The sequence below is a fragment of the Acidobacteriota bacterium genome, from assembly GCA_035529075.1.
In the GTDB taxonomy this organism is placed as follows: Bacteria; Zixibacteria; MSB-5A5; order GN15; family FEB-12; genus DATKXK01.
Map to the genome: position 1 here is coordinate 49,031 of DATKXK010000013.1, position 20,397 is coordinate 69,427.

Annotated in this window: 16 protein-coding genes and 1 tRNA gene; 7 read left to right on the plus strand and 10 right to left on the minus strand. The window is 59.4% G+C overall.

Features of this window, described 5'->3' with window-relative positions; translation table 11 throughout:
* Window positions 1–136 precede the first annotated feature (136 nt).
* A complete protein-coding gene (acnA, locus tag VMY05_07275; GenBank protein HUV30869.1) occupies window positions 137–2,818 on the minus strand; it encodes an aconitate hydratase AcnA in 2,682 nt (893 codons plus the stop codon).
* 188 nt (window positions 2,819–3,006) lie between these two features.
* On the opposite strand from acnA, the gene ispE reads away from it, so the two are divergent.
* The 5 genes from ispE to VMY05_07300 all read left to right on the plus strand — a co-directional run bounded on the left by ispE (window position 3,007) and on the right by VMY05_07300 (window position 6,071).
* A complete protein-coding gene (gene ispE, locus VMY05_07280; GenBank protein ID HUV30870.1) occupies window positions 3,007–3,894 on the plus strand; it encodes a 4-(cytidine 5'-diphospho)-2-C-methyl-D-erythritol kinase in 888 nt (295 codons plus the stop codon).
* Between the two features lie 21 nt (window positions 3,895–3,915).
* Window positions 3,916–4,185, plus strand: coding sequence for a SpoVG family protein (locus tag VMY05_07285; GenBank protein ID HUV30871.1), 270 nt, complete (start codon window positions 3,916–3,918; stop codon window positions 4,183–4,185).
* A gap of 16 nt (window positions 4,186–4,201) precedes the next feature.
* Window positions 4,202–4,273: transfer RNA gene (locus VMY05_07290), tRNA-Gln, on the plus strand.
* Window positions 4,274–4,364: 91 nt separating this feature from the next.
* On the plus strand, window positions 4,365–5,327 hold the full coding sequence (locus VMY05_07295; GenBank protein ID HUV30872.1) for a ribose-phosphate pyrophosphokinase: 963 nt from the start codon (window positions 4,365–4,367) through the stop codon (window positions 5,325–5,327).
* 45 nt (window positions 5,328–5,372) lie between these two features.
* Window positions 5,373–6,071: a 50S ribosomal protein L25/general stress protein Ctc gene (locus VMY05_07300; protein HUV30873.1), complete on the plus strand. Its 699-nt coding sequence runs from the start codon at window positions 5,373–5,375 to the stop codon at window positions 6,069–6,071.
* Between the two features lie 91 nt (window positions 6,072–6,162).
* On the opposite strand, the gene priA is transcribed toward VMY05_07300, so the two are convergent.
* The 4 genes from priA to VMY05_07320 form a co-directional block, all read right to left on the minus strand.
* Window positions 6,163–8,556 (minus strand): primosomal protein N', encoded by a 2,394-nt coding sequence (priA, locus tag VMY05_07305; GenBank protein HUV30874.1) that lies wholly within the window; start codon window positions 8,554–8,556, stop codon window positions 6,163–6,165.
* 56 nt (window positions 8,557–8,612) lie between these two features.
* Window positions 8,613–9,992, minus strand: a complete 1,380-nt coding sequence (locus VMY05_07310) for a tetratricopeptide repeat protein (GenBank protein HUV30875.1) — start codon at window positions 9,990–9,992, stop codon at window positions 8,613–8,615.
* Window positions 9,993–10,078: 86 nt separating this feature from the next.
* Complete coding sequence (locus VMY05_07315) at window positions 10,079–11,431, minus strand: DUF4139 domain-containing protein (protein ID HUV30876.1); 1,353 nt, start codon at window positions 11,429–11,431, stop codon at window positions 10,079–10,081.
* Between the two features lie 122 nt (window positions 11,432–11,553).
* Window positions 11,554–12,495: a squalene/phytoene synthase family protein gene (locus VMY05_07320; protein ID HUV30877.1), complete on the minus strand. Its 942-nt coding sequence runs from the start codon at window positions 12,493–12,495 to the stop codon at window positions 11,554–11,556.
* A gap of 86 nt (window positions 12,496–12,581) precedes the next feature.
* Here VMY05_07320 and VMY05_07325 point away from each other — a divergent pair, with 86 nt between their 5' ends.
* Window positions 12,582–13,796: a glycosyltransferase family 4 protein gene (locus VMY05_07325; GenBank protein HUV30878.1), complete on the plus strand. Its 1,215-nt coding sequence runs from the start codon at window positions 12,582–12,584 to the stop codon at window positions 13,794–13,796.
* 98 nt (window positions 13,797–13,894) lie between these two features.
* Here the strand turns inward: VMY05_07325 and VMY05_07330 are convergent, their stop codons facing one another.
* Complete coding sequence (locus tag VMY05_07330) at window positions 13,895–15,952, minus strand: M1 family aminopeptidase (protein ID HUV30879.1); 2,058 nt, start codon at window positions 15,950–15,952, stop codon at window positions 13,895–13,897.
* 57 nt (window positions 15,953–16,009) lie between these two features.
* Between VMY05_07330 and VMY05_07335 the strand changes: the two genes are divergently transcribed.
* Window positions 16,010–16,894, plus strand: a complete 885-nt coding sequence (locus VMY05_07335) for a cytidylate kinase-like family protein (protein ID HUV30880.1) — start codon at window positions 16,010–16,012, stop codon at window positions 16,892–16,894.
* A 101-nt stretch (window positions 16,895–16,995) separates the two neighbouring features.
* On the opposite strand, the gene VMY05_07340 is transcribed toward VMY05_07335, so the two are convergent.
* The 4 genes from VMY05_07340 to VMY05_07355 form a co-directional block, all read right to left on the minus strand.
* The gene (locus VMY05_07340) at window positions 16,996–17,376 is read right to left on the minus strand and encodes a CoA-binding protein (GenBank protein ID HUV30881.1); all 381 of its coding nucleotides are present in this window, start codon (window positions 17,374–17,376) and stop codon (window positions 16,996–16,998) included.
* A gap of 27 nt (window positions 17,377–17,403) precedes the next feature.
* Window positions 17,404–18,156: an FAD-dependent oxidoreductase gene (locus tag VMY05_07345; protein ID HUV30882.1), complete on the minus strand. Its 753-nt coding sequence runs from the start codon at window positions 18,154–18,156 to the stop codon at window positions 17,404–17,406.
* 131 nt (window positions 18,157–18,287) lie between these two features.
* Complete coding sequence (groL, locus tag VMY05_07350) at window positions 18,288–19,922, minus strand: chaperonin GroEL (protein HUV30883.1); 1,635 nt, start codon at window positions 19,920–19,922, stop codon at window positions 18,288–18,290.
* Window positions 19,923–19,956: 34 nt separating this feature from the next.
* A complete protein-coding gene (locus VMY05_07355) occupies window positions 19,957–20,250 on the minus strand; it encodes a co-chaperone GroES (protein ID HUV30884.1) in 294 nt (97 codons plus the stop codon).
* Between the last annotated feature and the right edge of the window lie 147 nt (window positions 20,251–20,397).

Consider the following 20,397-nt stretch of genomic DNA (forward strand, 5'->3'; position numbering starts at 1 on the left):
TTAATAAAGATACTTGCCCCGAAATGTCAACAGCTTAAAAGGTCGGCAGGGGATCGAATTACCAGAGAGCGTGCGTTTGCAGCCGAAGCAGGATACGGCCGCAGCGTTCGGCACCTCTGTCTCCGCGTGGCCGTCCTTATTGTCTGCTCTTCAGCAACTGCCGAAGAACCATGGGCAAGACACCGCCGTGGCGATAGTATTCAGCTTCGACGTGGGTGTCGATGCGCACAATAACCTGAAAGTCCTTCTCCCCGCCACTGGAGAGCGCCCTGACCCGCACCTTCCGGCGCGGTTTCAGGTTGTTCGTGAGACCTTCAATGGTGTACAGCTCATCCCCTTTCAACGCCAACGATTCCCTGGATTCACCCTCGAGGAACTGAAGGGGCAGGATGCCCATACCGATGAGGTTTGAGCGGTGGATGCGCTCAAACGACTGCGCCAGCACGGCCTTGATACCGAGCAACAGCGTCCCCTTGGCGGCCCAGTCACGCGAGGAGCCCATGCCGTAGTCTTTGCCCGCAAGCACCAGCAGCGGCGTTCTGTCCGCCCGGTACTTCATCGCCGCATCGTAGATCGACATCCTCTCCTGGCTGGGGTGATGGATAGTCACACCGCCTTCACTGCCCGGGACGAGCTGGTTCCGAAGGCGTATGTTGGCAAACGTGCCGCGAGTCATGACCCGGTCGTTGCCCCGCCGAGAGCCGTAACTGTTGAAATCGGCGAACTGCACTCCACGCTCCAGAAGATAGCGGCCCGCCGGCGACTCAGCCTTGATTGCGCCGGCCGGGGAGATATGATCGGTAGTGATTGAATCGCCCACCATGACCAGCACGCGGGCGTCACGAATCCGCTCCACGTTGCCCGGCTCCGCCATCATGTCGATAAAGAACGGCGGCTCCTGGATATACGCCGACGCCTTGTCCCATTCGTACAGATCCCCGCCGGCACCCGAGATGGCGTTCCAGGTCGGGTTTCCATCGAATACCGACGCGTACTGCTCGCGAAACATCTCCGGTGTTACGTGCTGCCGAACGACATCGACCACTTCCCGTGCTGACGGCCAGATGTCCTTCAGATAGACGGGACGTCCTCCGGGGTCGACACCGAGCGGCTCAGTGGTCAGGTCGACATCGACCGTCCCGGCCAGCGCGTACGCCACCACCAGCGGAGGCGATGCAAGGTAATTGGCCCGCGTATGCGGGTTGACCCGGCCCTCGAAATTCCTGTTACCGGAAAGCACCGCCGCCGCCACCAGATTGCCTTCGTTTATAGCGTTGACTACGGCGTCCGGCAACGGGCCGGAATTTCCGATACACGTTGTGCATCCAAAACCGACGTTGTGAAAACCGAGCTTCTCGAGGTCGCCCATCAGCCCGGAACGCTCGAGGTACTCAATCACCACCCGCGAACCGGGGGCCAGCGAGGTCTTCACGTACGGTTTGACGCTCAGGCCCCGTTCCACCGCTTTGCGGGCCAGCAGGCCAGCCGCCATGAGAACGTACGGATCGGAGGTGTTGGTGCAGGACGTGATGGCGGCAATGACAAGCGCTCCCTGGCCGATCTCGGCCTGGAACCCGTCGCCCAAGGACACCTTTGCCGCTCGTTGGGCCGGTGACAGTTCAAACCCCAGTTCCTTAACGGGGGCCGTCAGCTTCCGGTCAAAGTCCGTCTTCATCGCGGAAAGGGCCACCCTGTCCTGCGGGCGTTTCGGCCCGGCCAGCGACGGCTCCACGGTTGAAATATCAAGCTCCAGAATGTCGGTGTACTCCGGCGGAGCGGATTCCTTTTCGCGGAAAAGATTCTGCTCCTTGGCGTACCGTTCGACCAGGTCGACGTGGTCGCCCGTGCGACCCGTCATGCGAAGGTAGTCCAGGGTGGAGTTGTCGGTCGGGAAATACCCCATCGTGGCGCCGTACTCGGGGGCCATGTTGGCGATCATCGCTTTCACCGGCAGCGTCAACTCGTCCAGGGCGTCACCGTAGTACTCCACAAACTTCCCGACCACGCCCTTCCGGCGAAGCATCTGCGTGACGGTGAGCACTATGTCCGTCCCGGTGGCTCCCTCGGCCAGCTTCCCGGTGAGTTTGAACCCGATAACTTCGGGCATCAGCATGTAGATGGGCTGGCCGAGCATGACCGCTTCAGCTTCAATGCCGCCCACCCCCCAGCCGAGGACGCTCAGGCCGTTTATCATGACGGTGTGGCTGTCGGTGCCGACCAGGGTGTCCGGAAAAGCCGTCTTGCCGTCGGTCGCGACTACTTTGGCCAGGTACTCCAGGTTGACCTGATGGCAGATGCCGGTCGCCGGGGGCACAACCCGGAAGTTGTCCAGGGCGCTCTCTCCCCAGTGCAAGAACTCGTATCGTTCGCGGTTGCGCTCGAACTCACGCTCCATGTTGATCGCCAACGCGTCGTGCGAACCAAACGCATCGACCTGCACCGAATGGTCAATAACCAGGTCGACCGGGATCATGGGGTTGATTCTCTTCGGATCGCCGCCCATGCGTTCCATCGCTGAGCGGAGGGCGGCCAGATCCACCACCGCCGGAACACCGGTAAAATCCTGAAGCAGGACGCGAGCCGGTTTAAACGGAATCTCCAGCTCAGCGACGTTCCCGGGATCATACCCGGCTGCCGCAATGATGTCCGCTTCTGTTATGATCTTGTCGTCGAAATTGCGAAGCACCGACTCCAACAGCACGCGTATGGAGTAAGGCAGGCGCTCTATCCGCCCGTGCTTGCTGAGCGCGTCCAGTCTGTAAAAGTCATATGTTGCTTCTCTGGTTTTCAGCTTGGCTCTGGCTCCAAATGGGTCCATGAGTGACCTCCGGCAATATTTTAGCGACCACATAAGATCTTCGGCTGGCAGTATACGGGGGAACTCCCGGTATATCAAGAGCCGGGAGATCGGAAATTCTGAAAACCCGGTAGTCCTTTCGCGTGGACACTCAATCGGCTATCTTGTAACTGAAAGAGGCGCTCGCCGGAAGGCTTGGAGACGGCCGTATGCGTGTCACGAAAATCTCGAAAAAACAGGTCAGGATCGAGGCTCCAGCCAAGGTCAATCTCTTCCTGGAGGTACTGAACAAGCGGGAGGACGGCTACCACAATATCAACTCGCTCTTTCAGGCCGTATCGCTGGCCGACCTGCTGGAACTCGAAATCACCGAGAAGCCCGGTATACAAATCGATCTGACACCGCCGGGCGTTCTCCCGACTGATGAACAGAACCTCGTCACCGGGGCCCTGCGGCTCGTGCGCGACAGATTTTCGGTAGCCTCGGGACTGCGTGTCCGTTTGGAGAAGAACATCCCGATCGCAGCCGGGCTGGCCGGAGGGTCTTCCGACGGTGCGGCGGCGATTCTCGCCTGCAACGTTTTGTTCGGTCTGGGCCTCGAGGTCTCAGAAATGGCCGCTCTCGGCCTGGAACTCGGTTCGGACCTGCCCTTTTTCTTTTCGGGCGGGCAGGCGCTGGTCCGGGGCAGAGGCGAATTGCTCGAAGAGACTGATCTGCCGACAGACTATTGGCTTGCAATGGTTGTGCCGCAAGTGGCTATTTCAACGAGAGATAGCTACGCGCGCCTTAATTTGGGCTTGACAACAGGCCGGAAAGCCTTTAGCTTGGATGGTTGCCAGACCGTGAAAGAGCTAGTCACCGCGTTGCGGCTGACTGGAAACGATTTCGAGAAGGTCCAGATTTCGTCCTACCCGGAATTGGGCAGGATCAAAGAGGGGCTTTCGGAGGGTGGGGCAATGCTTGCCCGGATGAGCGGCTCCGGATCTACAGTTTTCGGCATATTTGCTGAGGAGCCCAGCAGGGAGCAGGTTCGTTCTTTACGCCGGGAGGGGTGGCAGGTGTATACGGTCCGGCCGGTTTTTCTCGGCAGGCAATAGGAATTATATGGGGAGGCACCCGTGGAGATCACTGAGATACGGGTCACGTTACGGGACGAAGAAAAACTTCGCGGTTTTGCCAATGTGACTTTTGACAACGCATTCGTGGTGCGTGGGATGAAAATCATCAAGGGAAACAACGGGTACTTCGTTTCGATGCCCAGCCGCAGACGACCGGACGGAACACACCAGGATATCGCTCACCCGGTTAACAAGGAAATGCGCGAGTTGTTGGAGTCGCGAGTGCTGGAGGCGTACGAACGCGAGCGCAAAGCCCACGACTCCCAGTGACGAGAAAAAAGTCTATTGGGGCGTCGTCAAGTGGTAAGACACCAGCCTTTGGAGCTGGCATACCCAGGTTCGAATCCTGGCGCCCCAGACACATGAATTGAGGAATTGTCGAGACCTGCTTCGTGACGGCGATCTCACCGTCATGAAACAGGTTTTGATTTCACAGGACGACGGACGTCATGATGGATTCACGAAACGTCATCAAGCTCGTGACCGGCAACTCCAATACTCCGCTGGCCCGGAGCATCGCCGCCTACGTCGGCACCGAACTGACCGACTGCGCCGTGACGCGCTTCTCCGACGGTGAGGTGTTCGTGCAGATTAACGAAAATGTCCGCGGGGCCGATTTGTTTATCATTCAGCCCACCAACGCCCCCGCCGAGAATCTCCTGGAACTGTTGATGCTGATTGAGGCGGCCCGCCGCGCCTCGGCCATGCGGATCACGGCCGTTATCCCCTACTACGGTTACGCCCGGCAGGATCGCAAGGACCGCCCCCGCGTGCCCATCACGGCGAAACTCGTGGCCAACCTCATCACCACCGCCGGGGCTGACCGCATTATGACCATGGACCTGCACGCCAGCCAGATCCAGGGCTTCTTTGACCTGCCTCACGACCACCTGTACTCGGCGCCGCTGTTTAACGAGTATTTCCGGGCCATGAAGATCGGGAATCTGGTCGTCGTCTCGCCCGACGTCGGTTCCCTCAAGCTCGCCCGCACCACGGCGGAATCGCTCGACGCCGAACTTGCCATCGTCGACAAGCGCCGACCCAAGGCCAACTACTCGGAAGTTATGAGCCTGATCGGCGAAGTCGCTGGGAAGAACGTCCTGATCCGTGATGACATGGTCGACACCGGGGGCTCCCTGTGTCAGGCGGCCGAACATCTTAAGGAGCGGGGGGCGCTCAACATTTACGGCGCCTGCACCCACGGCGTGCTCTCGGGACAGGCTGTCGACCGAATCCAGAATTCACCCATAAAAAGAATGATCATCTCGGACTCCATCGACCAGTCGTCGCGGAAACTGCCGGACAAGTTCAAGGTGCTTTCATGCGCCAGCCTGATCGGCGAAGCCATCAAGAGGATTTTCGACGAACAGTCGGTATCATCACTCTTCGAGGAGAAGATGCCGGTCGATTGACCGTAAACGCACAGGCAATGCATTTCAGGAGGATATAACACAGACATGAAAGAGATTGTCATGGTCGCCAGAAGGCGTCCCGAGTCCGGTAAGGGCGCCGCTCGCAGGATCCGGCGGGACGGATATATTCCGGCGACCGTCTATGGCCCGGAAACTGTACCGTTCGGCGTTGCCGTCGAGGAACGTCAGTTCCGCTCCGCCATGAAGGGAGCTGCCGGCACGTCCATTATCGACCTGGACGTTGACGGCACCCGGAATAAGGTTGTTCTGCGGGACATTCAAAGAGACCCCATCACCAGCCGTGTAATACACGTCGACTTCCACGCTATATCCATGAACAAGCCGATCCACGTCGCCGTGCCGATTCATTTGACCGGCACGCCGATCGGCGTGAAAACCGACGGCGGCATCATGCAGGTCACCATGCGTGAACTGGAAATCTCGTGCCTGCCGTCTGATATCCCCGAGCGTGTCGACATCGACGTTACCGAACTGCATATCGGCGATTCCGTCCACGTCGGCAACCTGTCTATCCCCAACGTCCGCGTGCTCTCCGATTCACAGCGGACGGTGGCGGTCATAGCGGCGCCGACGGTGGTTAAGGAAGAAGTGAAGGCCGCCGCAGAGGAGGCCGAGGTGGCCGAAGCGGCTGAGGGCGAAGCGCCCGAAGCTGAGGCTGCAGCCGAGGAAACCGGTAAGGAAGCTAAGGAAGCCGAGGCCGAGGGCGGCAAAAAGAGAAAGTGACCGGTTTCATCACGCCCTGGATACACACGCCGCCCCTTCCGGGGCGGCTTTTTCTTGCCGGCGGCTGCCGCCGAACGCAAAACCGGGGGGATCACATCATGTCGTCGGGGTCTACATCGACAGTGACCTTTACTGTCGAAGGCAGGCCAAAACGTGGCTGCCGCGCCTCCCAGTCACCGAGCATGCGGACAAACCTGACCAGTTGTCCCGTCTTGACCAGCAGGTGCCGTCGGTACTGACCGCGCAGACGATACAGAGGGCACGGGGCCGGTCCCAGAAACTGCGCCTTGACGCCGAGTTCGGAGGTCCGGCGCTCCAGCTCGCCTCTTAAATCATGGCAGCTTGTTTCCACCTTTCGCTCGTCGCTGCCGGACAGCGAGAAATTCACCAGGCGGCAGAAGGGCGGGAAGACACTGCGCCGGCGGGCTTCGATCTCCCGGCTATAGAACGCACGGTAATCCTGCCGGGCAGCGTCGCTGATCGTTTCCTCATCCGGGTAGAACGTCTGAATGAGCACTTCGCCGGGTCTGGCCGCACGGCCGGAACGCCCGGCTACCTGCAGGAGCCGGGCAAACGTCTTCTCGGAGGCTCGGAAATCCGGAAGATCCAGTCCGTGATCGGCGGAAAGGACGCCCACCAGCGAAACACCGGTTAGATCAAGCCCCTTGGTGACCATCTGGGTTCCCAGAAGAAGGTTATGCTCACCGGCGGCAAACGCCTCCAGAATACGGTAGGCATTCTTCCTGCCCGATGCCGTGTCCGAATCGAACCTCACCGCCGAGGCCCCCTCGAACACACGGGGGATACTTTCCTCGACCTTCTGGGTGCCGGTTCCTAGGTACAGGAACCGCGTGCTCGAGCAGGCTTCACAACTGTCATAGCCGAGGCGCACGTGCCCGCAGTAGTGGCACGACAGCTTGCGCCCGACCTTATGGTAGGTCAGACTCACACAGCAGCGCGGGCACTTGGCCACGTGACCGCAGTCTCCGCACTTCAACTGCGGCGAATAGCCTCGACGGTTCAGGTAGAGTATCACCTGCTCCCCGTTTTTCAGACGCTGCTCCACGTTCCGTTTCAGCGGCAAGGAAAGAAACGGAAGGTCACCCCTGACCTGATGCACGCGCATGTCAATTATCTCCACGCCGGGGAGAGTAGCCTTGCCCGGCCGGCCGCTCAGGATCAGCCGCCGGTAGCGACCCGTTTCAGCGTGATGGTAGGATTCGAGTGACGGCGATGCGGAGCCGAGCAGCACCGGTACGTTGCTTATCTTGGCGCGCATTATCGCGGCGTCGCGGCCGTGAAATCGAGGCGCCGGATCGTCCTGCTTGTACGAACTGTCATGCTCCTCGTCCACGACAATCAGGCCCAGCTTCTCAAGCGGGGCAAATACCGCCGAGCGGGGACCGATTACGATCCGGTACTTCCCGTGGCGAATCCCGCGCCAGCTTTCGAGCCGTTCTCGCTCCGTCATGGCGGAATGCAGAACTGTAACGTCGGAACCGAAGAAACTTCGCAGGTACGCCAGCGTTAATCCGCTAAGCGATATCTCCGGCGTCAGCACCAGCACCGTCAGCCCCATCTTGAGAACCTGCCTGGCGAGGTGACAGTACACCAGCGTCTTCCCCGACCCGGTGACGCCGTGCAACAGAAAGGGCTGAAACCCGTTGCCCAGCGCATGAGAGACTGAACTGACGGCGGCCTGTTGTTCCTCGGTGAGCGTCAGGTTCGCAACGCCGGGCCGCGGCGCGATGAACTGGAGGATGGCATCCGCCGGCTCCGCCCGGACCGGAACCAGCAGGCCGTGACGGGCAGCCTGACGGATATAGTGGTCGGTCCAGCCTTCGGCTTTGAGTTGCCCAACGCTAAGCGTTCCCTCAAAAGGCTGCAGGGCCAGTTTTCGCCCCTGGAAGAACTCCACCCATCCCTGTTCACCGGCCGCTCGATACCCTTCGAGCGCCCCCGTCGAAACTCCCCCGCCGGCCCCGGACTCCTCCAGAACAATGCCGTCATGAAGCAGCCGTTCCAGGTAATCGCACCCCACGGCTTGAATCGCATGCACCTGCGACGCGGACAGTCTCTCACCGGGCGTGAACCGGGGGGCGACCGATGGCGGCAGATCAGGAGCCGGGACGGATGCCCAGCGATACCGGATCGTCCGACGCGACTTGAAAACTCCAGGAAGCGCTGCCGAGAGGCAATCGGCGGGATTGGCGAAATAGTAGTCGGCCATCCAGAGACAGAGCTTGAAAAGATCGGCCGGAAAGTACGTTTGCGCATCCAGCGCATCCGCCACGGCACGGGTCTTGAAACCGGCGGGGATGTCCGAATCGCCAAGATGAAAACCGACTCTTCGGACGCGTCCGAAAGGCACCAGGACTCGTTGTCCCGGGAACGGCTCACCGAGGGCGGGGGGCCAGTGGTAAGTAAACGTCCGCCTCAGCGGTCCGGTGAGCGCGATCCTGACATATCTCTGCCCGCTGTTCATGCCGTAATATAAAAAAAGGCTGACCTGACGTCAGCCTCCTGGATCGGACCGGGCCGTCATTGTAACGACCGCAATTTTTGTTCGACCTGCTCCTGCTTTTCCGACTGGCCCAGCTCGAGATACAGATCCACGAGATGCTCGAGAACCTGCTTATTATCCGGCTCCAGTTCTATGACCTTCTCATACGCCTTGGCCGCATCTGCAAACTGCTGGAGGCTGATATGACAGTCGCCCAGCGAGGTCCAGTTCTCGACGTTATCGGGTCGGAGTTCGCCGACCCGTGCGAATGCCTCGGCAGCGTCCTCAAACCGTCCGCGAATATATGACACAATGCCGTATTCCTCGGCCGCATCAGGGTCATCGGGACGCAACTGGAAGACGCGACGCAGATAGACCTGGGAGGAGTCGAAGTGCTGGTCGCGCCGAGCCTGCCAGCTCTCTGTCAGAGCCTCATCAGCCTGGCTTTTGTAAATGTTGGCCGAATCGGACGCCCGCCGCGCCATCTCATTATGATATCGCCCCAGGCCCGTAAGCGCCGTCGTATTCTCCGCGTCCACCCCGAGTATCCGGTGGTACAGACCGGCGGCCGAATCATACTGCTGGCAGTTGTTATAGCAGATAGACAGGTTGCTCATGGTAAGCATCATCTGCTCTTCGTTCTCCACGCTGATCGGAGAGGCGTCCGCAAACTCCCGCAAGTACGGAATGGCCTTGCAGTACTCATTCAACCGCACGTGGTTGTAGCCGATCTGGAGCAGCATCTGGCCGCGCTCCGTTGCTCTTTCGAGCCCTCGGATAAGCCACTCGTTTGACGTGGGGAAGTCCCCTTTGGCCTCGTAAACGGCCGCCAGCCCCGTGTAAGGCCTGGGATCGGTCGAGTCAATCAGGATAGCCGCCGACATGTTGAACAGACAGGTATCGATGAGCGCCGCCAGAAGCTCCTGGAAAAACTCCCGCTCCGTAGAGTCCGAAACCGCTTCAAGGTCCTTGGCCGCCTTCTGAATCTGGTTTACCTGGGTGACTCCGTCATTATACAGGGTGCGCCAGTAGAACTCCAGGGTGGAATCGGTTTTCTCGATGAACTTATCGCAGTCCTTCCGGTATTTCTTATTTATTTCCTTATTGGCGCAGCACACGTGAAGAGAATCCGCATACGCTACCATCTTCTCAACGTACACCCGCTTCTGCTCAAGGTCAGACGTTTTCCCGAACAGGTCGATTATGATCGCACCCATCCAGTTAAGCCCCTCAGAGTGAGGGCCGTAGTAATGAAAGAGCGTATCCAGATACGCCATCGCGTTATCGTACCGCTCTGCGATTACCTCAATCTTGACTGTCCGAATGTACACGTCGGCCGGCTTCTTGCCGGCCATGGCCACGGAATGGACCAAAACACCCACCAGAACCAGCAGCAACAGCTTTCGCAGCCTTTTCAAGACGAACCTCCTCTTACAAGCTATTCCTGTCACCTCATGTGACGAATTTACGGACCACATCGGCAGTTGTCAACCGCCCGACCGGTCTATCTCGTCGTAAATCTCGCTTTCAACCTCAGGATCGCCGACTGATTGGCCCGCACCGGCATGTCGAATGTGAGCGTGTACGCGTCTTTCTTCTCGTACGCGAAATTCGATTCCATGACCTCCCAGTACCCGTACAGCCTTTTCTCGATGGTGACGGTGATGTCCTCGTCTTTGTGATTCCTCAGTTCAATTTCCCAGGCACGCTCTTCCACGTTGCTCGATATACGCGTCTGTTGCACCATCTTCTCCTCTGCGGCGATGTCAAAGGCATAGCCGACACGAAGGGAGACTTCCTCGTCTTTGGGCGTATGCTTGATTCGGTCTTCACCCAGGAGAATCAGTGACCCGTCCTCGTCGGCTTTGAACAGGCGCGCGCGCCCGGCGGGAAGCGGCATGCCCAGGCCGGCCGCCTTCGAGTTCTGGAACTTCACGGCGACTGCGACCTGGGTAGGATTCTGTTCAGGGCGGTACTCGTACACCTTCTGCACGGCGGCTGTCGCCGGCTCAAACAGGGAGATTTGCTTTATCTCCTTGTCGGCCACGGTCGCCGGCCGGGGCAGCGTATACAGGTGATACTCGAAGAACTCTTTTTCCGCAAAACCCTCCGCCCCCAGGGCCGCCGACGGAGCTTCGTACGATCTCATCACCTGTCTTTTCGGTGTCACCCGGCTGATTTCCCCCGCGACGAGCTTAAGCGTAGCATCCTTGTACGTCTTGCCGGAACTGTTATTGATCGATGCCCAGCCGGACAGGTCCAGCCCGCTCTCGTCCGTATCGAGGACTCCGACATACTCCGCCGACCAGTTCATACCCGATGTCTGGTACCCGACCCGACAGGGCAGGGGTCCGGAAAGGTCGGAACGGTATAGCCAGAAAAGCGTCGGCCGGGTAATCAATCCCTCGGGCAGGACCGGGAAATTGACCTCGGCGATATTCTCCAGCGAAAGCACCTTCACCCGCCCGGACTCATCCTGAAGCGTGACCGCCTTGTCGCTGAAGGCCAGGAGCTTGCCGGTATACAGCCCGCCTTTCTTGTCGATCAGGTCAATCTGCTGGTCGATGTATCGCTGGTACATCTGCTCCGGACTGACAAGGTCAAAGGCGTAATTCTGCTCCAGCAGGGTGACGTCCCTCGGCTGGCCGGTGATGTCAAAAGTGACCGAACTGGCGTCGATCAGTGCCGGAACATCGCGAAAGGTCAGCCGATTGACACCCTTCTCGAATTGCAGGGTACGGGTTTCACTAACTACGCCCAGGTTGCTGTTGTACACGGTCACCGCGATCTCGTCAGCGGCGGCCAGACACGGGGCCAGAATCAGCGCGGCAACTGCCAGAAGTCCAATCCGTTTCATAACTTCACCTCACTTGGTTATACACGTTGGGCACCCTCGCTGCGTGCATTTCACGAATGCAGATATCGCGGGTACTCATACCCAATACAGCAAAAGTGGACCAGCCTTCCAACTAAAGCCAGTTAATTTTCCACCGGGGAGAAACGTTCCAGCGTAAGCTCCAGCCGGGCTTTGACTTCGCCCGCCGACGGCATCAACTCCGGACCGCTGAACGTCCCGTTATCCGGGTCGATACGCTCGAATATCTGGTGATACAGCGCGTAAATTATCTCCATGCTCAACTGGTAACGAGGCAGCATGCAGGGAATCACGGAGTCAATACGTTTGCGCGCCGACTGCCGGTAATACTCTGCTATCGACCGGTAACGGCCGATCAGGCCGCGAAACGAGGGGCTTATCTGACCGCCCCGGGCTATCCGGCTGAGATCCTCGACCGTCAGTGAATAGTGCCCAAGCATATCAAGGGCAAAGTAGTTCAGGTCACGCCTGGCGTCTTTCTGAAAATCCCGGATGATGTGCACCAGGTAGGAGAATACGGCCAGCGGTCTGGCCGACCACCGGATATCGTAGACCGGACGTTCATAACCGCCCCGGCCCTGCCTGACGCCGCACAGATGGGTAAAGATCGCCGCCGGGGCCACGGCCGCACCCTCCGTGTAGCGGAGGAACGTCAGGAAGTTCCTGTAACCGTCATGCTGTATGTCGTAAACCATGGCATTGCGGAGCCGTTTCCAGGGCCACAGGGGAATGGCGAAACGGTCGCGGACGTCCAGAAACTCGCGATCGAAGGAATCCCGGGGCCGGCCGCCGCACATCGACTCCAGCCAGTCATCGATCATCCGGGCAATGTCCGCAGCCTCCCCAGCGGAGATTTTCGCGCCCGACGTTTTGCGATCATCAACCAGGTCATCGATTGCCCGCATGGATCGGTAGCAGATCGTGAAAGCCCGGTAGCGGTCGCTATCCCAGAACCGGGCGGCGATATCGAGTATCGGGTTGGTCAGAATCTGGTCGAAATCGACGTCGGCCGCGAAATCGAGCCGGGTTTTGTCATTGGCTTTCATAGACGACGTGACCGAATATAACACGCGGCGTCGGCCGCCAAAATTTCTATTTCTCCAGGGTATCGTTTTTTTTACCATGAAGGGGTATGGCGCAGGGACCGAAGATTCTGATTTTGACCCACAATTTCCCGCGTTTCAGGGGAGATTTCTCCGGGGTCTTTGTAGAGCTCCTGGCGCGCCGGCTCGTCCAGCACGGCATGGCGCCCGTGGTGCTGGCACCCCACGACGCCGGCGCGGCGCGGCGCGAAGAATCCGAAGGTGTTCTGGTACGCCGCTTCCCCTACGCCCCGAACGAAGGAAGGGAAACACTGGCTTACCGGGGTAATATGCACGACCAGGTCTGGGGATCAGTCCTCGGACCGTTGCGCTTCCTGCGATTCCTTCGCGCCTTTCGCAAAGCCGCGACCGAAACCGTCCGCGAGGAACAGGTTGAGTTACTGGCCGGTCACTGGCTGGTTCCGGCCGGCATCGTGATGAGCCAGATGCGGCCGCAGTTGAATCTCCCGATGGTGCTTTCATCGCACGGCACTGATATTCGCATGCTCAGCAGGTACCGTCGCCTGGCCTACCCATACTTCAGAAACCTGCTGTATTCGCTTGACCGCTGGACCGTCGTGTCGAGCTTTCTCAAAGACGCCGTTCTGGAGATCGATCCGAACCTTGCGGACAGAATCGATCTCCTGCCGCTGCCGCACGACGAAAAACTGTTCTACCGAGACGAAGGGATTGAACGGGAGAAAGGGCTGGTGGTGTCGGTGACGCGCTTCACTGAACAGAAGCGCGTCGGCCACCTCCTGCGCGCGTTTGCGACCGTGCGCGAGAAAACGCCGTCGGCCCGTCTCGAACTGTACGGTTCCGGCCCCCTGCAGACTGACCTTGAATCCCTGATCAGAAACCTGCACCTGGACGACTGCACGAAAATCATGCCCCCGGTGCCCCAGGAGAAGCTGCGAGAGGTCTACAACCGGGCCGCGATCGTGGTGCTGAATTCGTTTCGGGAAGGATTCGGCCTGACGCTCTCCGAGGCCATGCTGTGCGGCGCACCGGTCATCGGGACACGTTCGGGAGGGATTGTCGACATCATCAGTCATGAGCAGACGGGCCTGCTGGTCCAGCCGGATGATGTGCAGGAGTTGTCACGGACTATCGAACGCCTGCTCTCCGATGACGGCCTGCGCCACCGTCTCGCCCGGGCCGGTCAGGGTTACGCGGGTAACACGTATGCCTCGGGCCCGCTGGCCGCCCGCTACGCCGGCATCCTACAGGATGCCCTGCGGCGCCGACCCGACCGGTCAGGTTGATCGCCTTCGGGAACGGCTCCCGGAACTACAAACAGAAAGGTCGCTCCCGGCGGACCGGAGGCGACCCAGTATTGTCTTCGCTCGAAATCAGCCCCGCGTCACTGACATGGCGCCAACTCTTCGTGGCTGATAAACAGGTAATCAATCAGCCGGGTCAGATCACCGATGTCAACTACTCCCACCTCGTCCCCGTCGACGTTTGCCTCCGGCATGCATGCCGGAGGCCGGGCCGTGATGAACAGATGATCGATCAGTTCGGTGAGGTCCGAAATGTCAACAAGATCGTCAACATCGTCATCCAGGTTTCCCGTCATGCCCACGCAGCAGCAGGCGTCACCCACCCCGTTGCCGTTGCTGTCCTTCTGATCGGAGTTGCGGACCAGCGGGCAGTTGTCCTCTTCGTTGGGGACTCCGTCCCTGTCAACGTCCGCGCTCGGGAACGCGTTTTTGAGAATCCAGCCGTCGGGGTCGAACTGTACCCCGTTCACCTGATCCGGCAGATCGAGAACGAAAGCCTGGTCGATCCGGTCATTCCAGACCGTCACAAGAGTATCTCCGCCTGCGGCATAAGAAAGGTGAAGCTGGACAGGCATCTCGAACAGCGGCCGGTGTCCGTACTCGTCCTGGTACTGGCTGAGGTACACCTCCATCCGGTGCGTGCCGGGAGCCTGCACGTACCCGTAGAAGTACCTGGGGTACCATTCATCATATATCCACTGGTCGAAGAAGAAATCCAGGTCCGTGCCGCTGACCGTCTCGCACACGTCCCGAAAATCCTCGGTCGTGGCGTGATTGTACATGAACTCAGGCGTCGAGGCATACTCGCTCAGACAGGTGAAAAACGTCGCGTTACCCAGCACGCCGCGCAGCATGTGCAGAACAAAGGCGCCCTTGCTGTAGATGATGCTTACGAAGATACCGAACGGGTCCGAGATGTCGTCGAGGTACAGTGTCCCCGGCGAGTAGTAGGCATTATCCTCCATGTCCGCCTGGTAGGCCGCGAACCCCTGGCTGTGCTCGGTCCACAGGGCGGCCGAGTACGTGGCAAACCCCTCGTTGAGCCAGCCGTGGTGCCAGTCCCGGCACGTAATCATGTCGCCAAACCACATATGGGACAACTCGTGCACTGATACGCCGAACCAGGCCGTCGACAATTCGCCCTGGACAGTGTTCGTCTGGTTCTCGATCCCCCCGTAAAACCCGAGCTGTGTTATACCGTACTTCTCGTTCCGAAACGGATAGAGACCATAAAGATCGGAAAACAGGTCCATTACTTCGGGAAGCTGAGCCGTCCCGGCCACAGCGTCGGCCAGGTCCTCGTTGAACACGTAGTAGTGAAGCGGGAAGTTCACCCCGCCTGAACCGGAATACTCATCCTCAATGTGCGAGTAGTTGGATATAGCCACCATGACGTAGTACGGCACGATCGGATACCGCTCCCGCCAGTGAAAGGTCTTGCGGCCGGACGCCGTTGTCACGGAATCAAGGGTCCCGTTGGAAACGGCCGTCACCGGCATGCCGGCGAAGGTCGTGTCCGGAATGGTGATGTCAACATACACGGAGTCCGGCTTGTCGCCCGGGCCGTCCTTGCAGGGCCACCAGTAGTGGGCCAGAAACGGCGTCGACAACGACGCAATCACCGGGCCGGAAACGTGACTGCTGTACCGAAGCCCCTTGATGCCCTCGGCCAGCGGCGGCACTCCCTGGTAGTAAACACGAACCTCCCCCGTCTCCCCGGAAGTGAAGGCATGATCCAGGTCGATGTACACGGTGTCATTGGCGGTGCTGAAACTGCTGGCATCGCCCGTCACGCTGTCAACGGCAAGCTGGTGATGAAGATTCAGTCTGAGCAGGTCCAGACCGTCGTCCGCGGCCGCAAAACGGCAGGACACGTTACCCTCGATATACTGCGTGCCGATCGATATGTCGACCCGGATATGGTAGAAGGTCACGTCGAAACTCGTGTCCGGGACGTGAAAGCGGAATCGTTCGATGTACTCCCGCCAGCTCTGCTGCTCGGCCTCGTAGAACTGCCGCAGAACCGCCGCCCTTTCTTCACGAGACGCGGGCGGATCGTCGGCTGCACCGACGGCGACAGGCAGAAGGATGGCACAGATCAGGAGTACGGTAAGCAGGGTCGCGGTGTATCGGTGCATGGTCGATCTCCGGGCTGGTAAAGGCGTTCTACCTTCAAACTAACGGCGAAGGCGTTATTGTCAAGGTCTTTTGAGGGGCCGTACGGCGGCGGCTACTTCTCCCGCTGCATGATTCCCGTGAGAGCCGCCAGCACGAGGGTGATCAGCGCCCCGGGCGGCCTGCGCGCGCACCCATTTTTCAATATTGCGCCTCCTGAACGGCTGGACTATACTACGCCGGAGGTGATCGCGGTGCCTTCAATTGACAGTATTATCAATCGTCAACTGCTCCGCTGGGAGTTGCAGCGCAAGGCTGCCGAAGAAAGCAAACGGGAGCGCCCCAGGCCGCAGCCGATAGTGACGACCAGCCGCCAGACCGGCAGCCGTGGCTCCTATTTCGCCTCGCGTCTGGCCGGGAGGCTGAACTACCAGCGCCTTCATCGGGAGGCTATCGACGCCATCTGCAAGTCGTCCGGCCACCGCAAGCGGATTATCGAGGCGCTGGACGAACGCTCCCGCAGCGACCTGCGGGTGCTGGTGGAGTCGCTCTTCACCGGCCACGCCGTGAACCACTCGGATTACCTGCGCCACCTGAGCAACGTGGTGCTGTCGATGTCGCGTCTGGGCGGGGTGGTGGTCATGGGCCGCGGCGCCAGTTTCATTCTCGGCCCCGGGCGCGGTTTCCATATCCGCGTGGTCTGCCCCCGCGAGAAACGGATCGAGAACCTGATCAAGTACGTCCAGCTTTCAGAAAAGGACGCCGCCCGGCAGGTGGACACCCTTGACGAACAGCGGCGCAACTTCATCCGGAAGGTCTTCGGCAAGGATATCGACTGTCCCCTTAACTACGACGTTGTCATGAACTCGGCCATGATCGACGTCGAGGAAATGGTGGACATGGCCGTAACGGCAATGCACGCCAAGATGGACAAGCTGACACATCTCGAACACGACGAGTTCTGAAACGCCCGGCGGCTCCAGGAGGCTGCAGAAAAGGCCGGAACCTCTCAGGTCCCGGCCTTGCGCGTTTATATACGGCCGTCCGCGGCGCGGCCGGCTGAATTTCAGAACTGGTCGGTGTTGAGCAGCACGAGCGTGCAGGCCTCGACGACCTCGATTCCGGCCGCCCGCAGTTTCTCCTGAAGCTGCGGATTTTCGGCGCCCGGATTGAATATCACGCGGCGGGGGGTCAGTCGGAGAATACGGTCCAGTTCGTCGCTCGAGACGCCCGGGTTGACGTATATCGTGAGCGTGTCCACCGGCTCAATAATGTCGTCGAGCGACTTGAGCGCCGTGATACCGAGCACCTCGTGACCCGCCGGGTGCACCGGCACCGGAGTATGGCCGTGCTCGACAAGCAACTTGACGGCCTTGTACGAGTAGCGGTCCTCCTTGGGCGTCGCTCCCAGCACGGCGACCCTGGAGTGTTCAGGAGCTTTTGCCATATTTCTCGCCTCGATTGCACGTCCCGTTCATACTACTGGTAGAACGTTTCTCGGGTCGAGTTTGTTCTTGAATTCTCTGAAAGACAGCCCGTCGCCGACTTTGGAGCGGCTGTCCAGCGACGAGAGGAATTCCCCCCGCAAAACCGCCTCCATTTTCATGTCACCGTAATCGGCGGCCCTGTCCATCGACACGACGTGAAACGTGACAGCGACAATCAGACCGATCAGACCCCAACTGGGCGCAAGCATCTGCACCGACCCGTAGTCCGAGGCGGGTTCAGACGGTTCCGACGTCAGCGTGACGACGTCGCCCCGGGCCGTAACCAGTTCGATTTCGGTCACGTAGTCCCTGATCGACAGGTCTCGACCGCCGAGCCTTGCCGAAAGGTCGACTGCGACAGCCCCGCCGGCCGATCCCACATACGGCAGAGCCGCGTGCGGCAGGAACAAACCATGTCTCGCCAAGTGCTCGTTTATCTCCCGCAGCGGATACCCCGAACCTGTCCGGACCTTCAGGCGGTCCGGGGAGATCTCCTGAAGGTCGTTCAGCCGGTCTGTTCGAATACTGAGCATGCGGACAAACGGATCACCCGCGGGATCAATGTTATTGCCGAACCCCGTGACATACAGTTGCCGCCCGTGTTCGTTGGCCAGTTTCAGGAGCGCGGCGGCCTCGGCGGCACACTCCGGATGAAAGGTCGGGACGGATTTTTGGTATGTGAGTCGGTCTTCGGGAAATTCAGAGGCAACAACGGAGGCGAATTCTTCAAGCGTACTCATGCGCCAAAGATAGACATTTCAGACACGGTGTCAACTGCCGGGACGGAACCGTCCGGCGCGATGCAGCCACAAGAAAAGCCCGGCCGATGCGGCCGGGCTTTTTTCTTCTCATGCCGGGTACGAGGTACGGCTTAGTACATGCCGCCCATACCGCCCATACCGGCCTCGGACATCCCCGGTCCGGCCTTCTTATCCTCGGGCTGGTCGCAAATGACAGCCTCGGTGGTCAGAAGCAAACCGGCGATTGACGCCGCGTTCTCAAGCGCCGTCCGGGTAACCTTCGTCGGATCGCTAATGCCCGCTTTGATCAGGTCCTCGTACTGGCCCGTCATGGCGTTAAAGCCGAAGGCGCCGGTTTCACCGGCCACCCTGTTGACCACGATTGAACCCTCGGCGCCGGAGTTGATGGCAATCTGCCGGATCGGCTCCTCCAGTGCCTTACGGACGATGTTGACACCGACCATCTCCTCCTCGTCCACATCGATGGAGTCAAGCGTCTTAATGGTGCGCAGCAGAGCGACCCCGCCGCCGGGCACGATGCCTTCCTCGACCGCGGCACGAGTAGCATGCAGGGCATCTTCCACCCGGGCCTTCTTCTCCTTCATCTCCGTCTCGGTGGCGGCACCGACGTTGATGACGGCCACACCGCCGACGAGCTTGGCCAGTCGCTCCTGCAGCTTCTCCCGGTCGTAATCTGAGGTCGTGTCGTCGATCTGCTTGCGGATCTGACTAATACGTGCCTTGATACTCTCTTTCTCACCAGCGCCCTCGACAACGGTCGTGTTGTCCTTGTCGATCGTCACCTTCTTGGCCGCACCGAGGTCCGTCAGCACGGTGTTCTCCAGCTTGAAACCGAGTTCCTCGGAAATGACGCGACCGCCCGTGAGGACCGCGATGTCCTCAAGCATGGCCTTACGGCGATCCCCGAAGCCGGGAGCCTTGACCGCCGCGACCTTGAGTGTGCCGCGAAGCTTGTTGACTACCAGCGTAGCCAGCGCTTCACCCTCGACATCCTCGGCGACGATCAGCATCGGCTTGCCCTGCTGGGCCACCTTCTCCAGCACTGGCAGAAGGTCCTTCATGCCGGAGATCTTCTTGTCGTGGATAAGAATCAGCGGATCCTCGAGCACCGCTTCCATGCCTTCCGGGTCGGTGACGAAGTACGGTGACACGTAGCCGCGGTCAAACTGCATTCCTTCTACGAACTCAAGCGTCGTTTCGGCAGTCTTGGCCTCTTCGGTCGTGATAACGCCGTCCTTGCCGACCTTCTCCATGGCATCGGCAATAAGATCGCCGATCTGCTTATCGTTGTTGGCCGAGATGGCACCGACCTGTGAGATCTCTTCCTTGTTGCTGACCGGCTTGGACATCCTGGTGATCTCTTTGGTCACGGCCGCAACCGCCTTGTCGATACCCCGCTTGATCGACATCGGGTTATAACCCGCCGTCACGTTCTTCAGGCCCTCACGGTAGATGGCCTGGGCAATAATCGTGGCCGTGGTCGTGCCGTCGCCCGCCACATCGGAAGTCTTCGAGGCAACCTCCTTGACCATCTGGGCGCCGATGTTCTCGAAATGATCCTCCAGCTCGATCTCCTTGGCTGCCGTAACGCCGTCCTTGGTGACGGTCGGCGATCCGAATTTCTTGTCGATCGCCACGTTGCGGCCACGCGGTCCAAGCGTCACCTTTACGGTGTCGGCCAGTTTGTCCACGCCCTTCTTGAGCTTGGCGCGCGCCTGGGCTCCATATTCTATCTGCTTTGGCATAATAGGGTTCTCCTTTTTATCCGTCTACTGACCGTTAGCTACTGATAACGATGGCGAAGATGTCGGACTCACGCATGATGAGGTACTCTTCAGCGTCAACCGAAAACTCGGTCCCCGAGTACTTGCCATAGAGCACGCGGTCGCCTTTCTTCAACTGCATGCTGATGGTCTTGCCCTCATCGGTAACGCGACCCGGACCAATCTCAACAACCTCGCCCTGCATCGGCTTTTCCTTGGCTGTATCGGGGATTATGATACCGCCCTTCTTGACCTCGGCTTCCTCGAGCGGCTTAATGATCACTCGATCAGCAAGTGGTTTGAACTGCATTCCAGTCCTCCTCGTTAACCTGTTTAGACTTAACTGTGAAACTTACGCTCATTCTTCACGTTGTTAGCACTCGCCTGAAGAGAGTGCTAACAGATAATACAATTTAACCACCGATCTTGTCAAGAGGTTCCCTGTACTTTTGCCACT